This window comes from Pseudomonas fulva NBRC 16637 = DSM 17717, assembly GCF_000730565.1.
In the GTDB taxonomy this organism is placed as follows: domain Bacteria; phylum Pseudomonadota; class Gammaproteobacteria; order Pseudomonadales; family Pseudomonadaceae; genus Aquipseudomonas; species Aquipseudomonas fulva.
Genome location: NZ_BBIQ01000022.1, coordinates 1 through 20,089 on the forward strand (window position 1 = coordinate 1; position 20,089 = coordinate 20,089).

Annotated in this window: 21 protein-coding genes; 2 read left to right on the forward strand and 19 right to left on the reverse strand. The window is 62.4% G+C overall.

From position 1 onward, the window contains the following. Positions 1-147: 147 nt before the first annotated feature. The 12 genes from PFU01S_RS18465 to PFU01S_RS18520 all read right to left on the reverse strand — a co-directional run bounded on the left by PFU01S_RS18465 (position 148) and on the right by PFU01S_RS18520 (position 10,043). Positions 148-930, reverse strand: a complete 783-nt coding sequence (locus PFU01S_RS18465) for a TatD family hydrolase (RefSeq protein WP_027914365.1) — start codon at positions 928-930, stop codon at positions 148-150. A gap of 27 nt (positions 931-957) precedes the next feature. Beyond that, the gene (locus tag PFU01S_RS18470; RefSeq protein WP_028687679.1) at positions 958-1,944 is read right to left on the reverse strand and encodes a DNA polymerase III subunit delta'; all 987 of its coding nucleotides are present in this window, start codon (positions 1,942-1,944) and stop codon (positions 958-960) included. Next, entirely contained in the window at positions 1,937-2,569 is a 633-nt protein-coding gene (gene tmk / locus PFU01S_RS18475) for a dTMP kinase (RefSeq protein ID WP_027914363.1), read from the reverse strand. Before tmk ends, PFU01S_RS18470 begins: the two co-directional genes overlap by 8 nt. 9 nt (positions 2,570-2,578) lie before the next feature. Then, a complete protein-coding gene (mltG, locus tag PFU01S_RS18480) occupies positions 2,579-3,772 on the reverse strand; it encodes an endolytic transglycosylase MltG (RefSeq protein WP_042139780.1) in 1,194 nt (397 codons plus the stop codon). 4 nt (positions 3,773-3,776) lie between these two features. Further along, complete coding sequence (pabC, locus tag PFU01S_RS18485; RefSeq protein WP_027914362.1) at positions 3,777-4,592, reverse strand: aminodeoxychorismate lyase; 816 nt, start codon at positions 4,590-4,592, stop codon at positions 3,777-3,779. Next, complete coding sequence (fabF, locus tag PFU01S_RS18490; protein ID WP_023533084.1) at positions 4,592-5,836, reverse strand: beta-ketoacyl-ACP synthase II; 1,245 nt, start codon at positions 5,834-5,836, stop codon at positions 4,592-4,594. Before fabF ends, pabC begins: the two co-directional genes overlap by 1 nt. A gap of 187 nt (positions 5,837-6,023) precedes the next feature. Further along, entirely contained in the window at positions 6,024-6,260 is a 237-nt protein-coding gene (gene acpP, locus PFU01S_RS18495) for an acyl carrier protein (RefSeq protein WP_027914361.1), read from the reverse strand. A gap of 203 nt (positions 6,261-6,463) precedes the next feature. Further along, positions 6,464-7,204 (reverse strand): 3-oxoacyl-ACP reductase FabG, encoded by a 741-nt coding sequence (fabG, locus tag PFU01S_RS18500; RefSeq protein ID WP_027914360.1) that lies wholly within the window; start codon positions 7,202-7,204, stop codon positions 6,464-6,466. A 15-nt stretch (positions 7,205-7,219) separates the two neighbouring features. Continuing rightward, the gene (gene fabD, locus PFU01S_RS18505; protein WP_028687680.1) at positions 7,220-8,158 is read right to left on the reverse strand and encodes an ACP S-malonyltransferase; all 939 of its coding nucleotides are present in this window, start codon (positions 8,156-8,158) and stop codon (positions 7,220-7,222) included. A 147-nt stretch (positions 8,159-8,305) separates the two neighbouring features. Beyond that, positions 8,306-9,316, reverse strand: coding sequence for a phosphate acyltransferase PlsX (gene plsX, locus PFU01S_RS18510; protein WP_080992891.1), 1,011 nt, complete (start codon positions 9,314-9,316; stop codon positions 8,306-8,308). Between the two features lie 3 nt (positions 9,317-9,319). Continuing rightward, positions 9,320-9,502: a 50S ribosomal protein L32 gene (rpmF, locus tag PFU01S_RS18515; RefSeq protein WP_008096416.1), complete on the reverse strand. Its 183-nt coding sequence runs from the start codon at positions 9,500-9,502 to the stop codon at positions 9,320-9,322. A 13-nt stretch (positions 9,503-9,515) separates the two neighbouring features. Next, a complete protein-coding gene (locus PFU01S_RS18520) occupies positions 9,516-10,043 on the reverse strand; it encodes a YceD family protein (protein WP_027914357.1) in 528 nt (175 codons plus the stop codon). A gap of 95 nt (positions 10,044-10,138) precedes the next feature. On the opposite strand from PFU01S_RS18520, the gene PFU01S_RS18525 reads away from it, so the two are divergent. After that, positions 10,139-10,717, forward strand: coding sequence for a Maf family protein (locus PFU01S_RS18525; protein ID WP_027914356.1), 579 nt, complete (start codon positions 10,139-10,141; stop codon positions 10,715-10,717). A gap of 43 nt (positions 10,718-10,760) precedes the next feature. Here PFU01S_RS18525 and PFU01S_RS18530 read toward each other — a convergent pair whose 3' ends face one another. The 3 genes from PFU01S_RS18530 to rluC are packed head-to-tail and all read right to left on the reverse strand — an operon-like array spanning position 10,761 to position 13,377. After that, entirely contained in the window at positions 10,761-11,750 is a 990-nt protein-coding gene (locus tag PFU01S_RS18530; RefSeq protein WP_028687681.1) for a S49 family peptidase, read from the reverse strand. A gap of 6 nt (positions 11,751-11,756) precedes the next feature. Continuing rightward, complete coding sequence (locus PFU01S_RS18535) at positions 11,757-12,431, reverse strand: HAD family hydrolase (protein WP_028687682.1); 675 nt, start codon at positions 12,429-12,431, stop codon at positions 11,757-11,759. Continuing rightward, on the reverse strand, positions 12,421-13,377 hold the full coding sequence (gene rluC, locus PFU01S_RS18540) for a 23S rRNA pseudouridine(955/2504/2580) synthase RluC (RefSeq protein WP_023533098.1): 957 nt from the start codon (positions 13,375-13,377) through the stop codon (positions 12,421-12,423). Before rluC ends, PFU01S_RS18535 begins: the two co-directional genes overlap by 11 nt. A gap of 794 nt (positions 13,378-14,171) precedes the next feature. Between rluC and rne the strand changes: the two genes are divergently transcribed. Beyond that, positions 14,172-17,525, forward strand: coding sequence for a ribonuclease E (rne, locus tag PFU01S_RS18545; RefSeq protein WP_028687683.1), 3,354 nt, complete (start codon positions 14,172-14,174; stop codon positions 17,523-17,525). A 112-nt stretch (positions 17,526-17,637) separates the two neighbouring features. Here rne and murB read toward each other — a convergent pair whose 3' ends face one another. From murB to PFU01S_RS18565, 4 genes are read right to left on the reverse strand one after another with little or no spacing between them, the layout of a single operon-like run. Continuing rightward, entirely contained in the window at positions 17,638-18,657 is a 1,020-nt protein-coding gene (gene murB / locus PFU01S_RS18550; RefSeq protein ID WP_028687684.1) for a UDP-N-acetylmuramate dehydrogenase, read from the reverse strand. Continuing rightward, a complete protein-coding gene (locus PFU01S_RS18555; RefSeq protein WP_028687685.1) occupies positions 18,654-19,118 on the reverse strand; it encodes a low molecular weight protein-tyrosine-phosphatase in 465 nt (154 codons plus the stop codon). The genes murB and PFU01S_RS18555 overlap by 4 nt, the downstream gene beginning before the upstream one ends. Then, on the reverse strand, positions 19,118-19,879 hold the full coding sequence (gene kdsB, locus PFU01S_RS18560) for a 3-deoxy-manno-octulosonate cytidylyltransferase (protein ID WP_028687686.1): 762 nt from the start codon (positions 19,877-19,879) through the stop codon (positions 19,118-19,120). The genes PFU01S_RS18555 and kdsB overlap by 1 nt, the downstream gene beginning before the upstream one ends. Further along, on the reverse strand, positions 19,876-20,061 hold the full coding sequence (locus PFU01S_RS18565; protein ID WP_003247142.1) for a Trm112 family protein: 186 nt from the start codon (positions 20,059-20,061) through the stop codon (positions 19,876-19,878). Before PFU01S_RS18565 ends, kdsB begins: the two co-directional genes overlap by 4 nt. Positions 20,062-20,089: the final 28 nt, after the last annotated feature.

A 20,089-nucleotide genomic window follows, 5' to 3' on the forward strand; every position in this document is an offset into this window, starting at 1 on the left:
TCTGCGGCGCCTGGACTACAGCGCACTTAGGAGCAAGAGCAAGAGCAAGAGCAAGAGCAAGAGCAAGAGCAAGAGCAAGAGCAACTGCAGCTGCAGCTGCAGCTGCAGCTGCAGCTGCAGCTGCAGCGTTAACTCAGAGTATGCGGCTTAGCAAACCCTTGCCAACGGAAACAACCGCTTGAAGTTTGTAGTGGTCTGCTCAGCCAACTGTTCATAGCTGACACACCGTAATGAAGCCACATATTCAGCGACTTCCCGCACATATTGAGGCAGGTTAGGTTTACCCCGATAGGGAATCGGCGCCAAATACGGCGAGTCGGTTTCCACCAGAAGCCGATCCGTCGGCACCTGCCGCGCCACCTCCCGCAACGCCTCGGCATTACGGAACGTCACGATCCCCGAAAGCGAGATGTAATATCCAAGATCCAACGCCGCCTTGGCCATTTCCCAGTCTTCGGTAAAGCAGTGCAGAACGCCTGCCTGCGGCAAGTTCGCCTCACGCAACAGCGCCAAGGTATCGGCACGGGCCGCTCGGGTATGGACGATCACCGGTTTTCCCGTCTGCCGCGAAGCTTCCAGGTGCAAGCGAAATGACGCCTGCTGCAGTTCGGCAGCTTCCGGCTCGTAATGGTAATCCAGGCCGGTTTCACCGATCGCCACTACATGGGGATGGGCCAATTCGGTCAACAGCCAGTCCAGGGCAGGCGCTGCACCCGGCGCCAGGTCCAGCGGGTGAACGCCTACCGAGCAATCCACATCGCTGTATTGCTCGGTCAACGCTTTGACTGCGCCTGCATTTTCGGCACTGACACCGATGCACAGAAAGTGCCCGACACCCCGAGCGCGTGCTGCCTTCAAGGCAGCATCGAGCGAACCCCCGTGGGCGCTGAGGTCAAGGCGGTCAAGATGGCAATGGGAATCTACAAGCATGGGTACACACACGGATAAGGATTAAAGTCAGCGCCCAGTTGGCAGTTGTAGCCAATGAGCCAGCAACGATTCGATCAGCAAAGCACGGTTCAGGTTCGCCTTGCCCAACACTTTCTGACGCTGCTCAAGGATCCAGGCCTGAACCTCGAGGACGTTCGCCGGACGGCTCTTTTGCGCAAGGTATTGCACCACTTTGCGCATGTCGGCCATGCCGAGCCCATCATCGTCCTGGGTCAACTGGTAACGCAGGATCAGCTGGGCCCAGTCGAAAAACCAATCGAACAGCAACAACAACGGCACGGCTGTCCAGGCGTCGGCCAACTGGCTGGGCGACTGCTGCTGCTTGAGCAGCTTCTTCACACCGTCGGTCACCAGGGCACGCTGTTCATGCACGCCGTGTTGATGAAGACTCAGGGCCAACAGCGGCGAGCCGGCAGACAAGGTCAACAGATCGTCACGCCGGGCCTCATCAGTCTCCGGCAAGGCGCTGGCCAGCCAGGCATGGCTCTGGGCCTTGGTCGGCTGTGGACAGGTGACCTGCTGGCACCGGCTCTTGATGGTAGGCAGCAAGCGGCTGGGTTGGTGGGTCACCAACAGCAGCACCGTGTCGCCAGAAGGCTCCTCCAGGCTTTTGAGCAGCGCATTGGAGGCGTTCACGTTCATCGATTCGACAGGCTCGATCATGACGACCTTGCGCCCGCCCAACTGCGCGGTCTGAGCGACGAATGCAACCAGTTCACGGACCTGATCCACCTTGATTGGCTTGTCCAGCTCTTCAGGCTCAAGCATGAAGTTGTCAGGGTGACTACCGGCCTTGAGCAAATGGCAGGACTTGCACTGGCCACAAGGCAGCGTGCCATTAGGCCGCTGGCACAGCAGCCGCGCCATCAGACGCTCGGCCAGATCACGCTTGCCTATCCCCTTGGGACCGTGCAGCAGATAGGCATGGGCATGCTGGGCGCGGCCAGCCAGTTGCTCCCATAGCGTCTGCTGCCAAGGATAGGCATCAGCCACGGCAGCGCTCCACGATACCTGGCAGCAATCTGTCCAACGCTTGCTGAACGTTCGCCAGCGACTGCGACGCATCCAGCAACGTATAGCGTTGGGGTGCCGCAGCTGCGCGTTCCAGGTAGGCGCGACGGACCGCCTCGAAAAACGCCTGCCCTTCCTGCTCGAACCGATCCAGCCGCCCTCGCGCTGCGGCGCGGGCCAGGCCTACTTCGACTGGCAGATCAAACACCAACGTCAGGTCAGGGCGAAGGTCGTCCTGCACGAACTGCTCAAGCGTCGCGATACGGTCGACGGGCAAGCTGCGCCCGCCCCCCTGATAGGCGTAAGTTGCATCTGTGAACCGGTCACACAGCACCACCGCCCCACCCGCCAGCGCCGGTCGGATCACCTGTGCAAGGTGTTGAGCGCGTGCAGCGAACACCAACAAAAGCTCGGTATCGGCGTGCATCGCCTCATCGCTCGGCGACAGCAGCAACTCACGAATCTTTTCAGCCAGTGGCGTGCCGCCTGGCTCGCGGGTCAGCACCACGTCCAGCCCTTGCTCGCGCAGCCGGGCAGCCAGGTATTCCCGGTTGGTGCTCTTGCCCGCGCCTTCGGGGCCTTCCAGTGTAATAAACAAGCCGCTCACATACAGTCCTTATTGGGGGGCGTCGGGCGCCGACGGTTCGGTCGCCCGATCGCCATCGACCTTACCCTGTTCAGGCGCAGCGGCCGGAGCAGATGCATCATCCGATGCTCCCGCCTCAGGCGCCTGAGATGAACCGGACGGCGCCACATTGTCCGAGGGGGTTGGCTGCGCAGTGCCGGGGCTTGAGCGGTAATCTGCCCGACGCTTGAGCTGAAACTCGCGCACAGCAGAGTTGTGATCGTCCAGGTCATCGGAAAAGACGTGGCTACCGTCACCGCGCGCGACGAAGTAAAGGCTGGTGCCATCTGCCGGGTTCAACGCCGCATGGATGGCCTCACGGCCGACCATCGCAATAGGTGTCGGCGGCAGCCCAGTCATGGTGTAGGTGTTGTAAGGCGTCGGCTGGCGCAAATCAGCGCGTGTGATGCGGCCGTTGTAACGCTCGCCCATGCCATAGATGACCGTTGGATCGGTCTGCAGCATCATGCCCAGGCGCAGACGGCGGACGAAGACGCCTGCGATCTGCCCGCGTTCCTGTGGAATGCCGGTTTCCTTTTCCACCAGCGAGGCCATGATCAGTGCCTGATAAGGATCACGATAAGGCAGGTCGCGGGCGCGCTCCGCCCACTCGCGCGCCAGCACCTCTTCCAGGCGCATGTAGGCTTGCTGCAACAGTTCCACATCGCTCATGCCGCGCACGAAGCGATAGGTGTCCGGAAAGAAGCGGCCCTCCGGGAACACGCCAGCGTGCCCCAGCTTTTCCATGACTTGGGCATCGGAGAGGCCATCAAGTGTCTGCTTGATCTTTTCGTGCTTGGCCACCGCCGCACGCACCTGGCGGAACGTCCAGCCTTCGACGAGGGTCAGGTTGTATTGCACCACGTCGGCCCGCTGCCAGGCGTCGAAAAGCTGTTTCACGGTCATGCCGGGGGTCAGGCGATACTCGCCCGTATGCAGCGGCACGCCGGCCATGTTGAAGCGCCAGTACAACCTGAGCCATAGCGCGTCGTCCAACAGCCCCTCTTGTTGCATGCGGTAGAACATGCGATTGGGCGTAGCGCCATTGGGCACATCCAGCAGGCGCTCCTGTGCCACATGCACAGGTTGATCCAACACCGAATGGACCTTCCAGGCCGACCAGCCAAGGGCCAGGCCCATGACGATCAGGCACATTTCCAGCAGCAGCAGGAATTTACGTCTCACGAATTCAGGTTTCCAGTAACGTACGGGCAACGGCCTGCAACGTTCGGGTGAGGGGGCCAGGCAGCCAGTTTAGCGCGCCTGCAGTGCGGACGGGCCAGATGCCGTAAACGCTATTGCAAACGAATGCTTCATCAGCCTGTCCGAGCTCATCGAACGCCAGGTCACGCACTTGCACAGGGATATTCATCAGCTTCGCCCGCGCCAGCAGTGCGGCGCGCATCACGCCCGCTACCCCGCAGCGATCAAGCTTGGCAGTAAGAAGCGTGCCTTGCTTGACCAGGAACAAATTGCTGTAGACACCCTCGATCAGCCGGCCCTGACCGTCACGCATCAGGCCTTCGGCGTATTCGCCGCCCTGCCATTCGGACCGTGCCAGCACCTGCTCGAGGCGGTTGAGGTGTTTGAGCCCTGCCAGCAAGGGTTGTTCCCCGAGCCGGGTCTGGCACATGAACAGGCGCACGCCCAACTCGGCGTGTTCGGCTGGGTAGATGGGCAACGGGCTGGCTTGCAGGATGCGCCGCGCCACTACGCCAGATGCGGGTGCATACCCGCGCTGGCTGTCACCGCGGGTCAGGATCAGCTTGGCCACGCCCTCACCCAGCTGAGCGGCATAGCGTCTTACTTCATCGGCCACCAGGGCCACGTCGGTGGCGATGGACAGGCGCTGACAGCCCAGTGCCAAACGCGCCATGTGCTCATCCAGCAGCGAGGGCTGCCCCTTGCGTACAGCGAAGGTCTCGAACAGACCATCCCCATACGCCAACCCGCGGTTGTGCAGGTTGATCGCAGCCGCAGGCGTGCCATCGACCCAGCTTTGCATCACTCGGCGAACCGGCGGAACACCAGGGAGCCGTTGGTGCCACCAAAGCCGAACGAATTGGACAGCACGACATCGATCGGCATGCTGCGGGCTTGGTGCGGCACGAAGTCCAGGTCACAGCCTTCGTCCGGCTCATCCAGGTTTATGGTCGGCGGCGCCATCTGGCTGTTGATCGCCAACACACTGAAGATGGCCTCCACCGCACCGGCAGCCCCCAGCAGGTGCCCGGTCATCGACTTGGTGGAGCTCACGGCCAGCTTGTAGGCGTGCTCGCCGAACACGCGCTTGATGGCTGCCACTTCGGCCAAGTCCCCCGCCGGCGTCGAGGTGCCGTGGGCGTTGATGTAGCTGACCTCCTGCGGCTGCACGCCGGCATCGCGCAGGGCATTAACCATGCAACGGGCTGCGCCTTCGCCCGATTCGGGTGGCGACGTCATGTGATAAGCATCACCGCTCATGCCAAACCCTACGAGCTCGGCGTAGATCGTTGCACCCCGTGCCTTGGCGTGCTCAAGTTCTTCGAGCACCAAGGCACCGGCACCGTCGGACAGGACGAAGCCGTCACGGCCTTTGTCCCAGGGGCGACTGGCCCGCGCAGGCTCATCGTTGCGGGTGGAAAGCGCGCGCGATGCGCCAAACCCGCCCATGCCGAGCCCACAGGCGGCCATTTCAGCGCCGCCGGCGATCATGACGTCAGCCTCGCCATGCGCAATGTTGCGCGCAGCCATGCCGATGCAGTGGGTACCGGTGGTGCAGGCGGTGGCGATGGCGTAGTTCGGCCCTTGCAGGCCCAGGTGGATCGACAGGAAGCCGGAGATCATGTTGATGATCGAGCCTGGCACGAAGAACGGCGAGATGCGCCGAGGGCCTGCGTCGTGCAATGTACGGCTGGTCTCCTCGATATTGGTCAGGCCGCCGATGCCCGAGCCCATGGCCACGCCTATGCGCTCACGGTTGGCGTCGGTCACTTCCAGGCCGGCGTTGCGCACTGCCTGAAAACCGGCCGCCAAACCGTATTGAATGAACAGATCCAGCTTGCGAGCCTCTTTGGCCGACAAGTACTGTTCAACCTCGAAGCCCTTCACCGAGCCACCAAAACGGGTGGAGTAGGCAGAAAGATCCGTATGCTCGATCGGACCGATGCCACTGCGGCCAGCCAGAATGCCCTGCCAGGTGCTCGGTACATCGGTACCCAGTGGCGACAGCATGCCCATACCGGTGACCACGACGCGTCTACGCGACACAGTACTCTCCTTTTCTAATGACAGAGTTTCTTGCCATTGCATCCAGTTGGACGGAATGAAATGGCAACAAGCTCTCGATGCGGGGCCTGGCAGCCGACACGGCGACAGCCAAAGCTTGCAAAGAAAAAACCGCACGCCAGTCAAGGCAGTGCGGTTTTTCCCGACAAGAAGCGTCGACTACAGCGTCTTAGGCCTGGTGGCTGTTGACGTAGTCGATGGCAGCTTGAACGGTAGTGATCTTCTCGGCTTCTTCGTCAGGAATCTCGGTCTCGAATTCCTCTTCCAGAGCCATCACCAGCTCAACGGTGTCAAGCGAATCGGCACCCAGGTCATCGACGAAGGACTTCTCGTTAGTCACTTCTTCTTCCTTGACGCCCAGTTGCTCGGCGACGATTTTCTTGACGCGTTCTTCGATGGTGCTCATACCTAGTTTTCACTCCTAATGGATATATGTCAGGCAGCTGGCCGGTGGCTAATTTTATAGAAGAACGTCCGCTTTTCAAGCTCAACGCGCCTTCAGCCTAGTCCCACGACCAGCCCCCTGGAATCTGATTGCAGCTTTATAACGGATTTTAGGCTCGCAGTATGACTCTTTTTTTACGAAATCCGTCACATTGAACGGCGATATTACATGTACATCCCGCCATTGACGGGCACGGTTGCGCCCGTCACGTACGCTGCGCCGTCAGAGGCCAGGAACGAAACCACCTTGGCGATTTCATCTGCCTGACCCAGGCGGCCCAGCGGAATCTGGGTCTGCAGGGCTTCGCGCTGCGCTTCTGGCAGCTCGCGGGTCATGTCGGTATCGATGAAACCCGGAGTGACCGAGTTGACGGTGATACCGCGCGAGCCCACTTCACGCGCCAGGGCGCGACTGAAGCCTTCCAGACCGGCCTTGGCCGCAGCATAGTTGGCCTGCCCAGCGTTACCCATGGCGCCGACCACCGAGCCGATGCTGATGATACGGCCCCAGCGCGCCTTGGTCATGCCGCGCAACACGCCCTTGGACAGACGGTAGAGGCTGTTCAGGTTGGTATCGATGACATCGAACCACTCGTCGTCCTTCATGCGCAGCATCAGGTTGTCACGCGTGATACCCGCATTGTTCACCAGAACGGTCGGCGCACCGAACTGCTCGCCGATGGCCGACAGTACCGAATCAACCGATTCGGCGCTGGTCACGTTCAGCTCCATGCCGGTACCGGCAATACCATGTTCCTTCAGGGTCGCGGCAATACGCTCGGCACCCGAGGCCGAGGTCGCAGTACCGATGACGGTGGCGCCTTGGCGACCCAGTTCCAGGGCGATGGCCTGGCCAATGCCACGGCTGGCGCCAGTGACCAGTGCAACTTTACCTTGCAGGCTCATGCAAGCTTCTCCAAATCAGGCCAGTGCCGCACGCGTGGCGGCAACGGCGTCAGGGGTGTTGAGGTTGTAGGTGGTTACGCCATCGGCGCAGCGCTTGTTGAGGCCAGCCAGGACCTTGCCCGGACCGCACTCGACCAGGTGCACCGCACCGTTGGCAGCCAGCGCCTGGACGCACTCGACCCAGCGCACGGGCTGGTACAGCTGGGCCAGCAGATCACGCTTCAGCGCATCCAGATCGGGTGCGATGGCAGCTGTCACATTCTGCACAACCGGAATCTGTGGCGCCTGCCACTCGATGGCATTGACCGCGGCGGCAAATCGTTCGGCCGCAGGTTTCATCAGCGCGCAGTGCGACGGTACGCTGACTGCCAGCGGCAAGGCGCGCTTGGCGCCTTTTGCCTTGCACAGCTCCATGGCCCGGTCCACGGCGGCCTTGTTACCGGCGATCACCACCTGGCCCGGCGAATTGAAATTGACCGCGCTGACGACTTCGTCTTCAGCCGCTTCGGTGCAGATCTGTACCACGACGGCGTCGTCCAGCCCCAGGATTGCGGCCATGGCACCGTGCCCGGCAGGCACGGCTTCCTGCATCAACTGGCCGCGGCGCTCGACCAGGCGAACGGCGTCCTTGAGGCTAATGCTGCCCGCTGCGACCAGGGCACTGTACTCACCCAGGCTATGACCCGAGACGAATGCAGGCTTGGCGCCGCCCTCCTCAAGCCACAGGCGCCACAGCGCAATGGAAGCGGTCAGAATGGCCGGCTGCGTTTTATCGGTCTGATCGAGTTGCTCTTGCGGACCTTCCTGAACCAGTTTCCAAAGGTCGTAACCCAGCGCCTCGGAAGCTTCCTTGAAGGTCTCGATGATCACCGGCTTCTGCGCGCCGAGCTCGGCGAGCATGCCCAGCGACTGGGAACCTTGACCTGGAAAGACGAATGCGAGAGATGCAGACATTGAACAAGCCCTTATGATCTTGTCGTCGGATAGAGGCGCCTGGCGCATGCCAGGCGCAGAATCTGAACATTTGGATGAAGACCGAAACCGTGCGGTCACATTTAAGCATTTCGTCGGCAAGACCGCTAAGTGCGGGCTCGCATCACATTACGTGAGCAAATCCTCCAGGCGACCATGGAGGCGCTTGGGCAAATTCTCCTGAATTTCGATCAGGGCCCGCTGGATTGCACTCTGAAAGCCCTCCACGCCTGCCGCGCCGTGGCTTTTGACGACGATGCCCTGCAACCCCAGAAAGCTGGCACCGTTGTGCCGTGCCGGGGCCAGATCAGCCTGCACACGTTTGAGCAGCGGCATGGCCACAGCGCCCGCCAGGCGCGACAACAGTCCGCGCCTGAAGGCCTGCTCGATACGCTGCGCAATCATGGTGGCCAACCCTTCGCTGGACTTGAGCAGGATATTGCCAACGAAACCGTCGCAGACCACCACGTCCGCTGCCCCTTCGTACAAGCCGTCACCTTCGATGAAACCGACGTAATTGAGGCCGCGAGCCCCTTGCAACAGGTTTGCCGCCAGCCTGACCTGCTGATTACCCTTTATGTCTTCGGTGCCCACATTCAGCAGTGCCACTCGCGGGCGCTGCACGCCCAGCGACTGCGCCGCCACCGACCCCATCACCGCAAACTGGTAAAGCTGCTCGGCCGTGCAGTCGACATTGGCGCCAAGGTCAAGCAGCTGGCAGTAGCCGGTGCGTGTCGGGATGGCGGCTACCATGGCTGGACGATCGATGCCCGGCAGCGTTTTGAGCACGCCACGAGACAGCGCCATCAGGGCCCCGGTATTACCGGCGCTGACACAGGCCTGGGCCTTGCCGTCACGCACCAGCTCCAAGGCAACACGCATGGATGAATCCGGTTTGCCGCGCAATGCCTGTGAAGGCCGCTCGTCCATACCGATCACTTCTGCGGCACCGAGAATGTGCAGGCGCGCGCGATCGGCAGCTGAATAGCCGCTGACAAGTTCTTCCAAGAGGGAGGGTTGACCGACGAGGGTCAGGTGAAGCGAGGGGGTAGCCGACAGGCAGGCGATGCTAGCCTGGACAATGCTGCGGGGACCGAAGTCCCCGCCCATTGCGTCGATCGCGATGATCTGAGCGGACAAGGATTACTCGTCAGCGCCCTTATCGATCACTTTGCGACCACGGTATACGCCTTCTGGCGAAACGTGGTGGCGCAGGTGCACTTCGCCGGTGGACTTCTCTACCGACAGCGCGTTTTCCGACAGGGCATCGTGCGAACGACGCATGTCACGGGCAGAGCGGGATTTTTTGTTCTGCTGAACAGCCATAATTGATTAACTCCTAAACGTTTGGGTCACGCTTTAACTGCGCCAAAACACTGAACGGGTTGGACCGCGATACCTCGTCCTTGCTCGAGTCGGGCTCGTCTGCGCCCGCCGGCTGCTGGCATTCTTCCGGATGATGAGCAGGCACGATGGGCAAGGCGAGCAACAGCTCTTCCTCGATCAGCGCCTGCAGATCCAATGGATCTTCGCCCAGTTCCAGCACGTCATAGCCTTTCGGCAACGACTGGGTATTCGCACCCTCCTTCACCACGGCGTAGGTACACTCGCTGTGGATCGGCAGGGTGACCAGCTCAAGACAACGCTGGCAAACCATCTTGACTTCGACATCCAGCTCGCTGTGGATAACCACAGTGTGCTGTTCGTCTCGTTCAAAATCGAACTTCGCCTGCACCGTACCGACATTGTCGGAAAGCGGGTCGCAGAGTCTTTCCAAATCAGCGAGTGGTAGCGAACCGCTAAGGGTTACGCCACGATCAGCCAATTTGCGCGGGTCAACGTGAGGTGGAATCGGGTCATTCAACATAGGCGCAGCATTCTAGGGATGCCCCCCGTCCCTGTCAAAGGAATTTGGTGGCATCGTGCGTGATAGGATGGGTTCAACCGAATCAGGAGCTTACCATGCTTGCACTGTTACTGGCTTCCAGTTCCCTTTATCGCCGCGAACTGCTTGCGCGCCTGCGCCTTCCGTTCACCTGGGCAAGCCCTGACATAGACGAAACGCGCCAGCCGCAAGAGCCTGCAATCGACCTGGTCCAGCGCCTGGCCATGCAAAAAGCCCAAGCCCTTGCGGGCAGCCACCCAAACCACCTGATCATCGGCTCGGATCAGGTCGCGGTGCTAGGCGAGCACATTCTGGGCAAGCCCCACACAGTCGAGCGAGCCTGCGAACAGCTGCTCGCCTGCAGTGGCCAGCAGGTAACGTTCCTTACCGCACTGGCGCTGCTCAACAGCGCCACCGGGCAGTGCCAGGTGGACTGCGTGCCGTTCACCGTGAAGCTGCGGACGCTGGACCGAGAGCGTATCGAACGCTACGTGGCAGCGGAAATGCCCCTCGATTGCGCCGGTAGTTTCAAGGCCGAAGGGCTTGGCGTGAGTTTGTTCGAAAGCACCGAGGGGTGCGATGCGACCAGCCTGGTGGGGCTCCCACTGATACGGCTCGTCGACATGCTGGCCCTGGAGGGAGTGCGCGTACCATAGCCAAACCGGGGGTCGTGCACCGACCCCCTAGAGGCGACTGGGCTTAACGCAATTGCGGGCCCTGGAAACCCATCCACATGGCCAGGCGCTCTGCCACGCTGGCGCCCATGCGCTTGGAGAAACGATCCAGTGGCGATTCCTGCACGGTGAAATCCACCAGATCCTTTTCGCCCACCACCTCACGCGCCACATAGCTGGCACTGCCCAGGCCATCGATCAGGCCAAGCGCCTTGGCCTGCTCGCCGGACCAGACCAGGCCGCTGAACAGCTCCGGGTGATCCTTGTCCTTGAGTCGCTCGCCCCGCCCCTGCTTGACCATGGCGATGAACTGGTTGTGGGTGGTGTCCAGCACGCCCTGCCAGAACTGAGTCTCCTCAGGTTTCTGCGGTGAGAAGGGATCGAGAAACGCCTTGTGCTCACCGGACGTGTAGAGCCGGCGCTCCACGCCAAGCTTGTCCATGGCGCCAACGAAACCATAGCCCGCAGCCGTCACGCCAATCGACCCGACCAGACTGGCCTTGTCGGCATAGATCTCATCAGCGGCACTGGCGATGTAATAGGCTCCCGACGCACCCAGGTCGGTGATGACGGCGTACAGCTTGATGCCAGGGTGCTCGGCACGCAGGCGGCGAATCTCGTCATACACATAGCCTGCCTGCACGGGGCTGCCGCCCGGGCTGTTGATGCGCAGGACCACCGCCTTGGTCTTGCTGTCCTTGAAGGCATCGCGCAGGCCCTTGACGATGTTGTCGGCACTGGCAGCCTCCTGGTCGGCGATGACCCCGCGTACCTCCACCAAGGCTGTATGACTGGCACCGCCCGAGGCAGCCTTGTCCATGTCGGCCCAGGGCAGGAACAGCGCCAGGATGGCGAAGAGATAGATGAACGTCAGCAGCTTGAAAAAGATACCCCAGCGTCGCGACCGGCGCTGTTCCTGGATCCCCGCCAGCAAGGTCTTTTCCAGCAGCTTCCAACTTTTGCGCTCCTCGCGCTCCTCGGGCTCGGCCTCGGGGGCCTTCCATTCGCCTGCCATGCTCACCTACCTCGAAAATGAACCTGCGGAACCGGACAGCCACTCGCGCAGCTGGCCAAAGTGATCGATACAAACCTGCGGCCCGAACTCGGCCAGCGCCTGGAGCGACATTGCGCCATAACCCACGGCGACGCAGTGCATCCCCGCGTTACTGGCCATCTGCAGATCGAACGCAGAATCTCCGACCATCAGCGCATGACCCGGTTCGACGCCGCAATGGTCGAGTATTTGTTCGAGCATCAGTGGGTGGGGCTTGCCGCGCGTCTCATCGGCCGCACGCGTGATATCGAAAAACCGCTCAAGGCCGTTGGCCTTGAGCACCCTGTCAAGACCGCGGCGCGCCTTGCCGGTAGCCACCGCCATTCGATAGCCCTCGGCGCGAAAGGCCGCCAGCGATTCGACAACGCCGTCGAACAGTGGCGAAGGCTGTTGATCGAGCGCCGTGTAGATATCGGCATAGTGCTGACGAAAACGCTCTACCTGCTCAGGTGTCAGACGCGGATAAAGGGTGTGGATCGCCTCGGCCAGCGACAGCCCGATGATCCCCTTGATGGCCTGTTCCTGACTGGGCGCGTGGCCGGCGCGCTCGGCAGCAACCTGCATGGCCTCGACGATGCGCCCGACGGAGTCGGCCAAGGTGCCGTCCCAGTCGAAGATCAGCAGCGCGTAGTCACGGCGCACTCAAACGCTCCACGGTCTTGGCCCACATTTCATCCACGGGCGCCTCCAACTTGAGCTCCCCACCATCCGGAAGCGGCACCGTCAGCGCATACGCGTGCAGGAAAAGACGCTTGCCGCCCAGCTCGCGGATTTCGCGACTGAAATCTTCGTCGCCATACTTGCTGTCGCCTGCGATCATGTGCCCGGCATGCAGGGCATGCACGCGAATCTGGTGGGTACGGCCCGTGATCGGGCGCGCCTCCACGAGGGTGGCGAAGTCGCCGAAGCGGCGCAGTACACGGAACAGGGTCAGCGCCTCCTTGCCTTCGTCGTTGACTTCGACCATGCGCTCGCCTGAGCGCAGGTTGCTCTTGAGCAGCGGTGCATTGACTTGTTTCTTCGCGGTTGGCCAGTGACCGCGCACCAGGGCCATGTAGCGTTTGTCCACGCCATCCCCGCGCAGCGCAGCATGCAGATGGCGCAGCATGCTGCGCTTCTTGGCGATCATCAGCAGGCCCGAGGTGTCCCGGTCCAGGCGATGCACCAGCTCCAGCTCCTTGGCATCAGGGCGCAACTGACGCAGCGCCTCGATCACCCCAAAACTCAGCCCGCTACCGCCATGCACGGCGATCCCGGCAGGCTTGTTCATCACGATCAACGCCTTGTCTTCGTGAACGATGGCGGCTTCGAGCCGCTGCAGCAGCCCCTGAGCCACCGGCGCCGGCTCGTCGCGCTCAGGCAGTCGCACGGGCGGCACCCGCACGATGTCGCCCGCCTGGATCTTGTACTCGGGCTTGACCCGACCTTTGTTCACTCGCACCTCGCCCTTGCGCAGGATGCGATAGACCAAGGTCTTGGGCACACCCTTGAGGGCTGTGATGAGAAAGTTGTCGATACGCTGGCCGGCAAGTTCCGGCGCGACTTCAATCAGCTGGACGCCGGAAGTCGGAGAGGTATTGGTTGTCATGGCGCAATCATACAATTTTTATGGAATTGAAGCACTTAATCATTGCTGCTATAGTCGCGAACGCCGCCATAAGCGGCAGGCCAGTGGAATCAGGCTGTGCGCCAGTCACTGACCTACGCAATTCTCCAGGACGCGAGGCCGTCCTACGGGGGTTCGCCAGTTTACCGAATTGCCTGGAATCGCCACCAGCGCCGTGTAGAGAAGACCGAAAATAAACGACAAGTGCGGTGTCAAACCTGCTTACACGCTTCTTTTCGCAGTACCTCTGCCCGCCCGTCGCTTCCACGCAACCCATGGCGAATGCCTCGGAAATACCTGCCTTGGACATGAATGGCGCCAGCGCAGAATCGCGCTGGCGAAAAATGCAACCCGTTGCGGATTCAGCGCGCGGCAGCACCCGAATTATCAGGGATACGTGCAGGGTGGAGATGCACAGCCCTCGGACCGTGTAGCACCGCGTCCGGCCACCAGCCCCATCATACGGCTGGCGAGCGGATAAGGTCCTGAACAGATGCCCCTGGGCGTCCACGGCTGAAGGTTGATTCCTCCTCCTGACTGAGTGCACCAGGCCCGCTTGGTTGATTCGGATAACAATTCGAAGCCTCCGGGGCCTTGTTGGCACCGCAGCAAAACAGGACGCGTCGTCGCGACAACGGCAGGCTGGGCAACCGGCTGGTGCCGAACGTCGCTCGACACGGGGGTGGTTAACCACCCTTTGCGCACCTTGGCACCGACCATGAGACGTCGTGTGTGCCGAACGCCGTTTCCGGCAGCCCGGAAACCGACGGTACAACATGAAAAGAATGCTGATTAACGCCACTCAACCCGAAGAGTTGCGCGTAGCCCTGGTGGACGGCCAACGCCTCTACGACCTGGATATCGAGTCCGGTGCACGTGAGCAGAAAAAGGCCAACATCTACAAAGGCAAGATCACTCGCATCGAACCTAGCCTCGAAGCCGCCTTCGTCGACTTCGGTTCCGAACGTCACGGCTTCCTGCCGCTGAAAGAAATCTCCCGCGAATACTTCAAGAAGGCCCCTGAAGGCCGCGTCAACATCAAGGAAGTGCTCAGCGAAGGCCAGGAAGTCATCGTCCAGGTCGAGAAGGAAGAGCGCGGCAACAAAGGCGCCGCCCTCACCACCTTCATCAGCCTGGCCGGCCGCTACCTGGTGTTGATGCCCAACAACCCACGCGCCGGCGGCATTTCCCGTCGCATCGAAGGTGAAGAGCGCAACGAGTTGCGCGAAGCGCTCAATGGCCTGACCGTACCAGGCGACATGGGCCTGATCGTTCGCACCGCCGGCCTTGGCCGCAGCAGCGAAGAGATGCAGTGGGACCTGGACTACCTGCTGCAACTGTGGACCGCCATCAAGGAAGCCTCGCTGGACCGCGCCGCGCCGTTCCTGATCTATCAGGAAAGCAATGTCATCATCCGCGCCATCCGCGACTACCTGCGCCAGGACATCGGCGAAGTGCTGATCGACAGCATCGATGCCCAGGAAGAAGCCCTGACCTTCATTCGCCAGGTCATGCCGCAGTACGCCAGCAAGGTCAAACTGTACGAAGACAGCGTCCCGCTGTTCAACCGCTTCCAGATCGAGAGCCAGATCGAAACCGCGTTCCAGCGCGTGGTCGAGCTGCCATCAGGCGGTTCGATCGTGATCGATCCGACCGAGGCGCTGGTGTCCATCGACATCAACTCGGCACGCGCCACCAAGGGCAGCGACATCGAGGAAACCGCGCTGCAGACCAACCTGGAAGCGGCCGAGGAAATCGCCCGCCAGCTGCGCCTGCGTGACATCGGCGGCCTGATCGTGATCGACTTCATCGACATGACCCCTGCCAAGAACCAGCGCGCCGTGGAAGAGCGCGTGCGTGAATGCCTCGAGGCCGACCGCGCTCGCGTGCAGGTTGGCCGCATCTCGCGCTTCGGCCTGCTGGAAATGTCCCGTCAACGCCTGCGTCCGTCGCTGGGCGAAAGCAGCGGCATCGTCTGCCCGCGCTGCTCGGGCACCGGCATCATCCGTGACGTGGAATCGCTGTCGCTGGCTATCCTGCGCCTGATCGAAGAAGAGGCCCTGAAGGATCGCACTGCCGAAGTCCGTGCCCAGGTGCCGATCCCGGTGGCCGCCTTCCTGCTCAACGAGAAGCGCAATTCCATCACCAAGATCGAGCTGCGTACCCGTGCACGCATCATCATCTTGCCGAACGATCACCTGGAAACCCCACACTTCGAAGTCCAGCGCCTGCGCGACGACAACCCTGAAGTACTGAACAACCAGTCCAGCTACGAAATCGCCGCCAGCGAGACCGAAGAAGCGCCACAGCCGACCGCCACCCGCACCCTGGTTCGCCAGGAAGCCGCTGTGAAAACTGCCCCGGCCCGTGCGAACGCACCTGTACCTGCCACCGAGCAGCCACAGCCTGCGCCAGCCGCCGCCCCTGCCCCAAGCGCCCCGGAGCCCAGCCTGTTCAAGGGCTTGGTGAAGTCGCTGGTGAGCCTGTTCGCTGGCAAGGAAGAACCTGCTGCCGCGCCTGTCGCCCCTGCCGCTGAAAAGCCGACTACCGAGCGCAGCCCGCGCAACGAGGAACGCCGTAACGGACGCCAGCAGAGCCGTAACCGTAACGGTCGTCGCGACGAAGAGCGCAAGCCGCGTGAAGAGCGTGCCGAGCGCGCCCCGCGCGAGGAACGCCAGCCACGCGAGGAGCGTGCTGCGCGTGAAGAACGTGCACCACGAGAAGAACGTGCCCCGCGCGAAGAGCGTGCACCACGCCAGTCGCGCGAGGACCGTCGCGGCAACCGTGGCGAAGAGCGCGTGCGTGAACTGCGCGAGCCGTTGGACGCTACACCGCCAGCAGAACGCGAGGAGCGTCAGCCGCGTGAAGAGCGCGTAGCCCGCGAAGAACGTGCTCCACGTGAAGATCGCGCGCCTCGCGAAGAACGTGCTCCGCGTGAAGAGCGCGCACCTCGCGAAGAACGTGCTCCGCGTGAAGAGCGCGCGCCTCGGGAAGAGCGTGCTCCGCGTGAAGAGCGCGCCCCACGTGAAGAGCGCGCACCTCGCGAAGAGCGTGCTCCGCGTGAAGATCAAGCGCCTCGTGAAGAGCGTGCAGCCCGGGAAGAACGCGCCCCGCGCCAACCTCGTGAAGAACGTCAGCCACGCACGACCGAGGAAGCAGCAGAACACGCCGCCGAGCTGGCCGAAGAGCAACTGCCGAACGAAGAGCAACTGCAGGATGAGCAGGACGGCAACGATGGCGAGCGTCCGCGCCGCCGCTCGCGTGGCCAGCGTCGCCGCAGCAACCGTCGCGAGCGCCAGCGCAACGCCAATGGTGAGTTGATCGACGGTGAAGAAGAAGGCAGCGAAGAGCAGCCTCAACAGCGCCAGGCCACCGAGCTGGGCGCAGAGCTGGCCGCAGGCGTCGCGGTGACCGCTGCGGTTGCGACCAGCAACATCAGCACCGACGCCGAGGCCCAGGCCAATCAGCAGGCCGAGCGCGCTACCGCCGAAGTCGCCGCTGTTGCCCCAACCGACAGCAGCGAAATCGCCCAACTGGTCGAGCAGGCTGACGCTGTGGCCCAAGCAGAAGCGGCCGCCGTGGCCCCGGCGGTCGAGCAGCCAGTCAGCGAGCCAGCGCCGTTTGTCGAGGCCTCGGCCGAGCCAGTGGTTGAGGTTGTCCCGCAGCCGGCAATTGAACAAGCCTCCGTTGCTGAGCCAGCCGCGGCCACCGAAACTGCAGCCGTTGAAGCCCCGGCAGACGTTCAGGCACCTGAAGCACCAGTCACTGAAGTGCCCGCGGAAGCCCCGGCCATCGAAGCCGGCGAAATCGAGCAGGCACCTTCCGTGATCGAGGTTGCCCCGGTAGCCGAACAGCCCGCCCCGGCGGTCGAGGCCCAGCCAGAGGTGGCCGAGCCAGAGGTTGTGGCCGAGCCTGAAACGGCCGCGCCTGAGCCTGAGCCAGCCGCCGCAGCCGCCGTGGCACAGCCTGCCACCGTCATGCTGTCCAACGGCCGCGCACCAAACGATCCACGTGAAGTGCGTCGCCGCAAGCGTGAGGCTGAGGCTGCCGCCAAAGCCGCCCAGGCTACCGCCGCTACCGACGCGCCAACGTCAGAGACCGCCGACGAGCCGAAAACCCATCAGGGTTGATAGCCAAGGCTGAATGAAAAAGCCCCGCCAGTGCGAACTGGCGGGGCTTTTTCTTGGCCGGGCGTTTACCCTTATGGACGGACACGGCGCCTGGACGACGCTGTAGGCAGCATCAATAAAGATTGGGCTCCATCTCGAGCTCAACCCCGAACCGCTCCAGGATGTCGGCCTGGATTCGCCGCGCCAGAGCGTGCATTTGCGCCCCGCTCGCCTGGCCATGGTTGACCAGCACCAGCGACTGCAGGCGATGCACCCCGGCATCGCCTTCGCGATAGCCCTTCCAGCCCGCCCGCTCGATCAGCCAGCCCGCTGCCAGCTTCACTTGGCCATCGGCCTGAGGGTAGGCAATGACATCTGGATGCTGCGCACGAATGCGCTCAACCACCTGCGCCGCGACCACGGGGTTCTTGAAGAAACTCCCGGCATTACCCAGCTCGGCCGGATCAGGCAATTTCTCACGACGAATACTGCAGATAGCATCACTGATGGCCTGCGCAGTGAGCACGGTGCTGCCCTGCTCGGCCAGGCGCTGACGCACCGGGCCGTAGTCCAAGCGCGCCTGCAAGGTGCGACTCAAGGCGAAACGCACACGCAGTATCAGCCAGCGACCAGGGTTACGCTTGAACAGGCTGTCACGGTAGCCGAACGCGCAGTCGGACAAGGCGAAGTCACGGACTTCACCCGTCTTGCGGTCCAGCGCGGTCAAGCCAGCGAAGACATCCTTGATCTCGACGCCATAAGCGCCCACGTTCTGCATGGGTGCAGCGCCTACTGTGCCGGGAATCAGGCTGAGGTTCTCCAACCCGCAAAACCCCTGCGCGAGCGTCCACTGCACAAACGGGTGCCAGGCCTCACCCGCCTCGGCCTCGACCACAACGTGTTCGCCATCGTCAGTGAGCACGCGACGACCCTGGGTTGCGACGTGCAGCACCAGGGCATCGACATCGCGGGTCAGCAGCAGGTTGCTGCCCCCACCGATCACCAGCACCGGTACACCCTGCTGCTGCGCACCGTCCAGCGCCTGACGCACCTGCAGGTCGTCTTTGGCCTGGATGAAATAGCGCGCTTTCACGTCGATGCCAAAGGTGTTGTACGGCTTGAGCGAGACCTGCTCCTGCCAATGCTCGGTCATAACCGCCCCTTGATTTCCACGACCAGCGCTTGGCAGGCGGTTTCGATCAGGTCGAGCACCTGCTCGAAGCCGTCGGCACCGCCATAGTACGGGTCTGGCACTTCATCGAGCGCAGAACCGTAGCGGCGCAAAAACAGGTCGAGCTCACCCACTGCCGTGGACGGGCGCAGGGCACGCAGATCGCGCAGGTTGCTCTGATCCATCGCCAGGATCAGGTCGTACTCGGCGAAGTGCGCCACCTTGACCTGCTGGGCACGCTGCTTCGACAGGTCGTAGCCACGTGCCAGCGCGGCCTTGAGGGTGCGGCTATCGGGCGCCTTGCCAACGTGCCAGTCGCCCGTACCGGCCGAGGCTACCTGCACCTGATCGGCAAGCCCTGCGGCCTGCAGTTGATGACGCAGCACGCCTTCGGCAGTAGGCGAGCGGCAGATGTTGCCCAGGCACACGAACAGAACGCGCATTAGGCCTCCAGCAAGCGCCGTACGCGCTCCAGGTCTTCAGGGGTGTCCACGCCCACGGCGGGGGCCTCGATGGCATCTTCCACATGAATACGCACGCCGTGCCACAACGCACGCAGCTGCTCCAGCGCCTCGGTCTGCTCCAGCCAGCATGGGCCCCAGCCGACGAAATCATGGAGGAAACCAACCCGATAGGCATACATGCCGATATGGCGACGGTAAGGCACACCGGGTGGCAGATCCTGGCCTTTGGCAAACGCATCGCGGGCCCACGGCAGCGGCGCACGGCTAAAGCTCAGGGCCAGGCCGTTCTTGTCGCTCACCACCTTGACTGCGTTGGGGTTGAACACCGCTTGCGGTTCGTGGATCAGCTCGGCCAAGGTCGCAATACCGGCTTGCGGGTTAGCCGCCAGGTTGGCGGCCACCTGGTCGATGATCACTGGCGGAATCAGCGGCTCGTCACCCTGCACGTTGACCACGATGGCGTCGCTGGGCAGGCCGAGCCGCACGGCCACCTCGGCCAGTCGGTCAGTGCCGGATTCATGGTCGACGCGGGTCATCAGCACTTCGGCGCCAAATGCCTGGCAAGCTTCGTAAATGCCGGCATCGTCGGTTGCGATGACGACACGGCTGGCGGCACTTCGGCGCGCCTGTTCCCACACGTGTTGCACCATTGGCTTGCCGGCGATGGGCAGCAGGGGCTTGCCTGGCAAGCGCGTGGAGCGCAGGCGGGCTGGAATGACGACAGTGAAATCCAGGCTCATTTGTCCAGGCGCTCATCATCGGTCAGGGTACGTGCCTCGCTTTCCAGCATGACCGGGATACCGTCGCGAATGGGATAGGCAAGGCCGGCGCCCTTGCTGATCAGCTCGGTCTTGTCGGCGCTGAGCTTGAGCGGGCCCTTGGTGATTGGGCAGGCCAGGATATCGAGCAGTTTGGTGTCCATAAAAGGCTTCCTTTGGCCAGATGGCCGA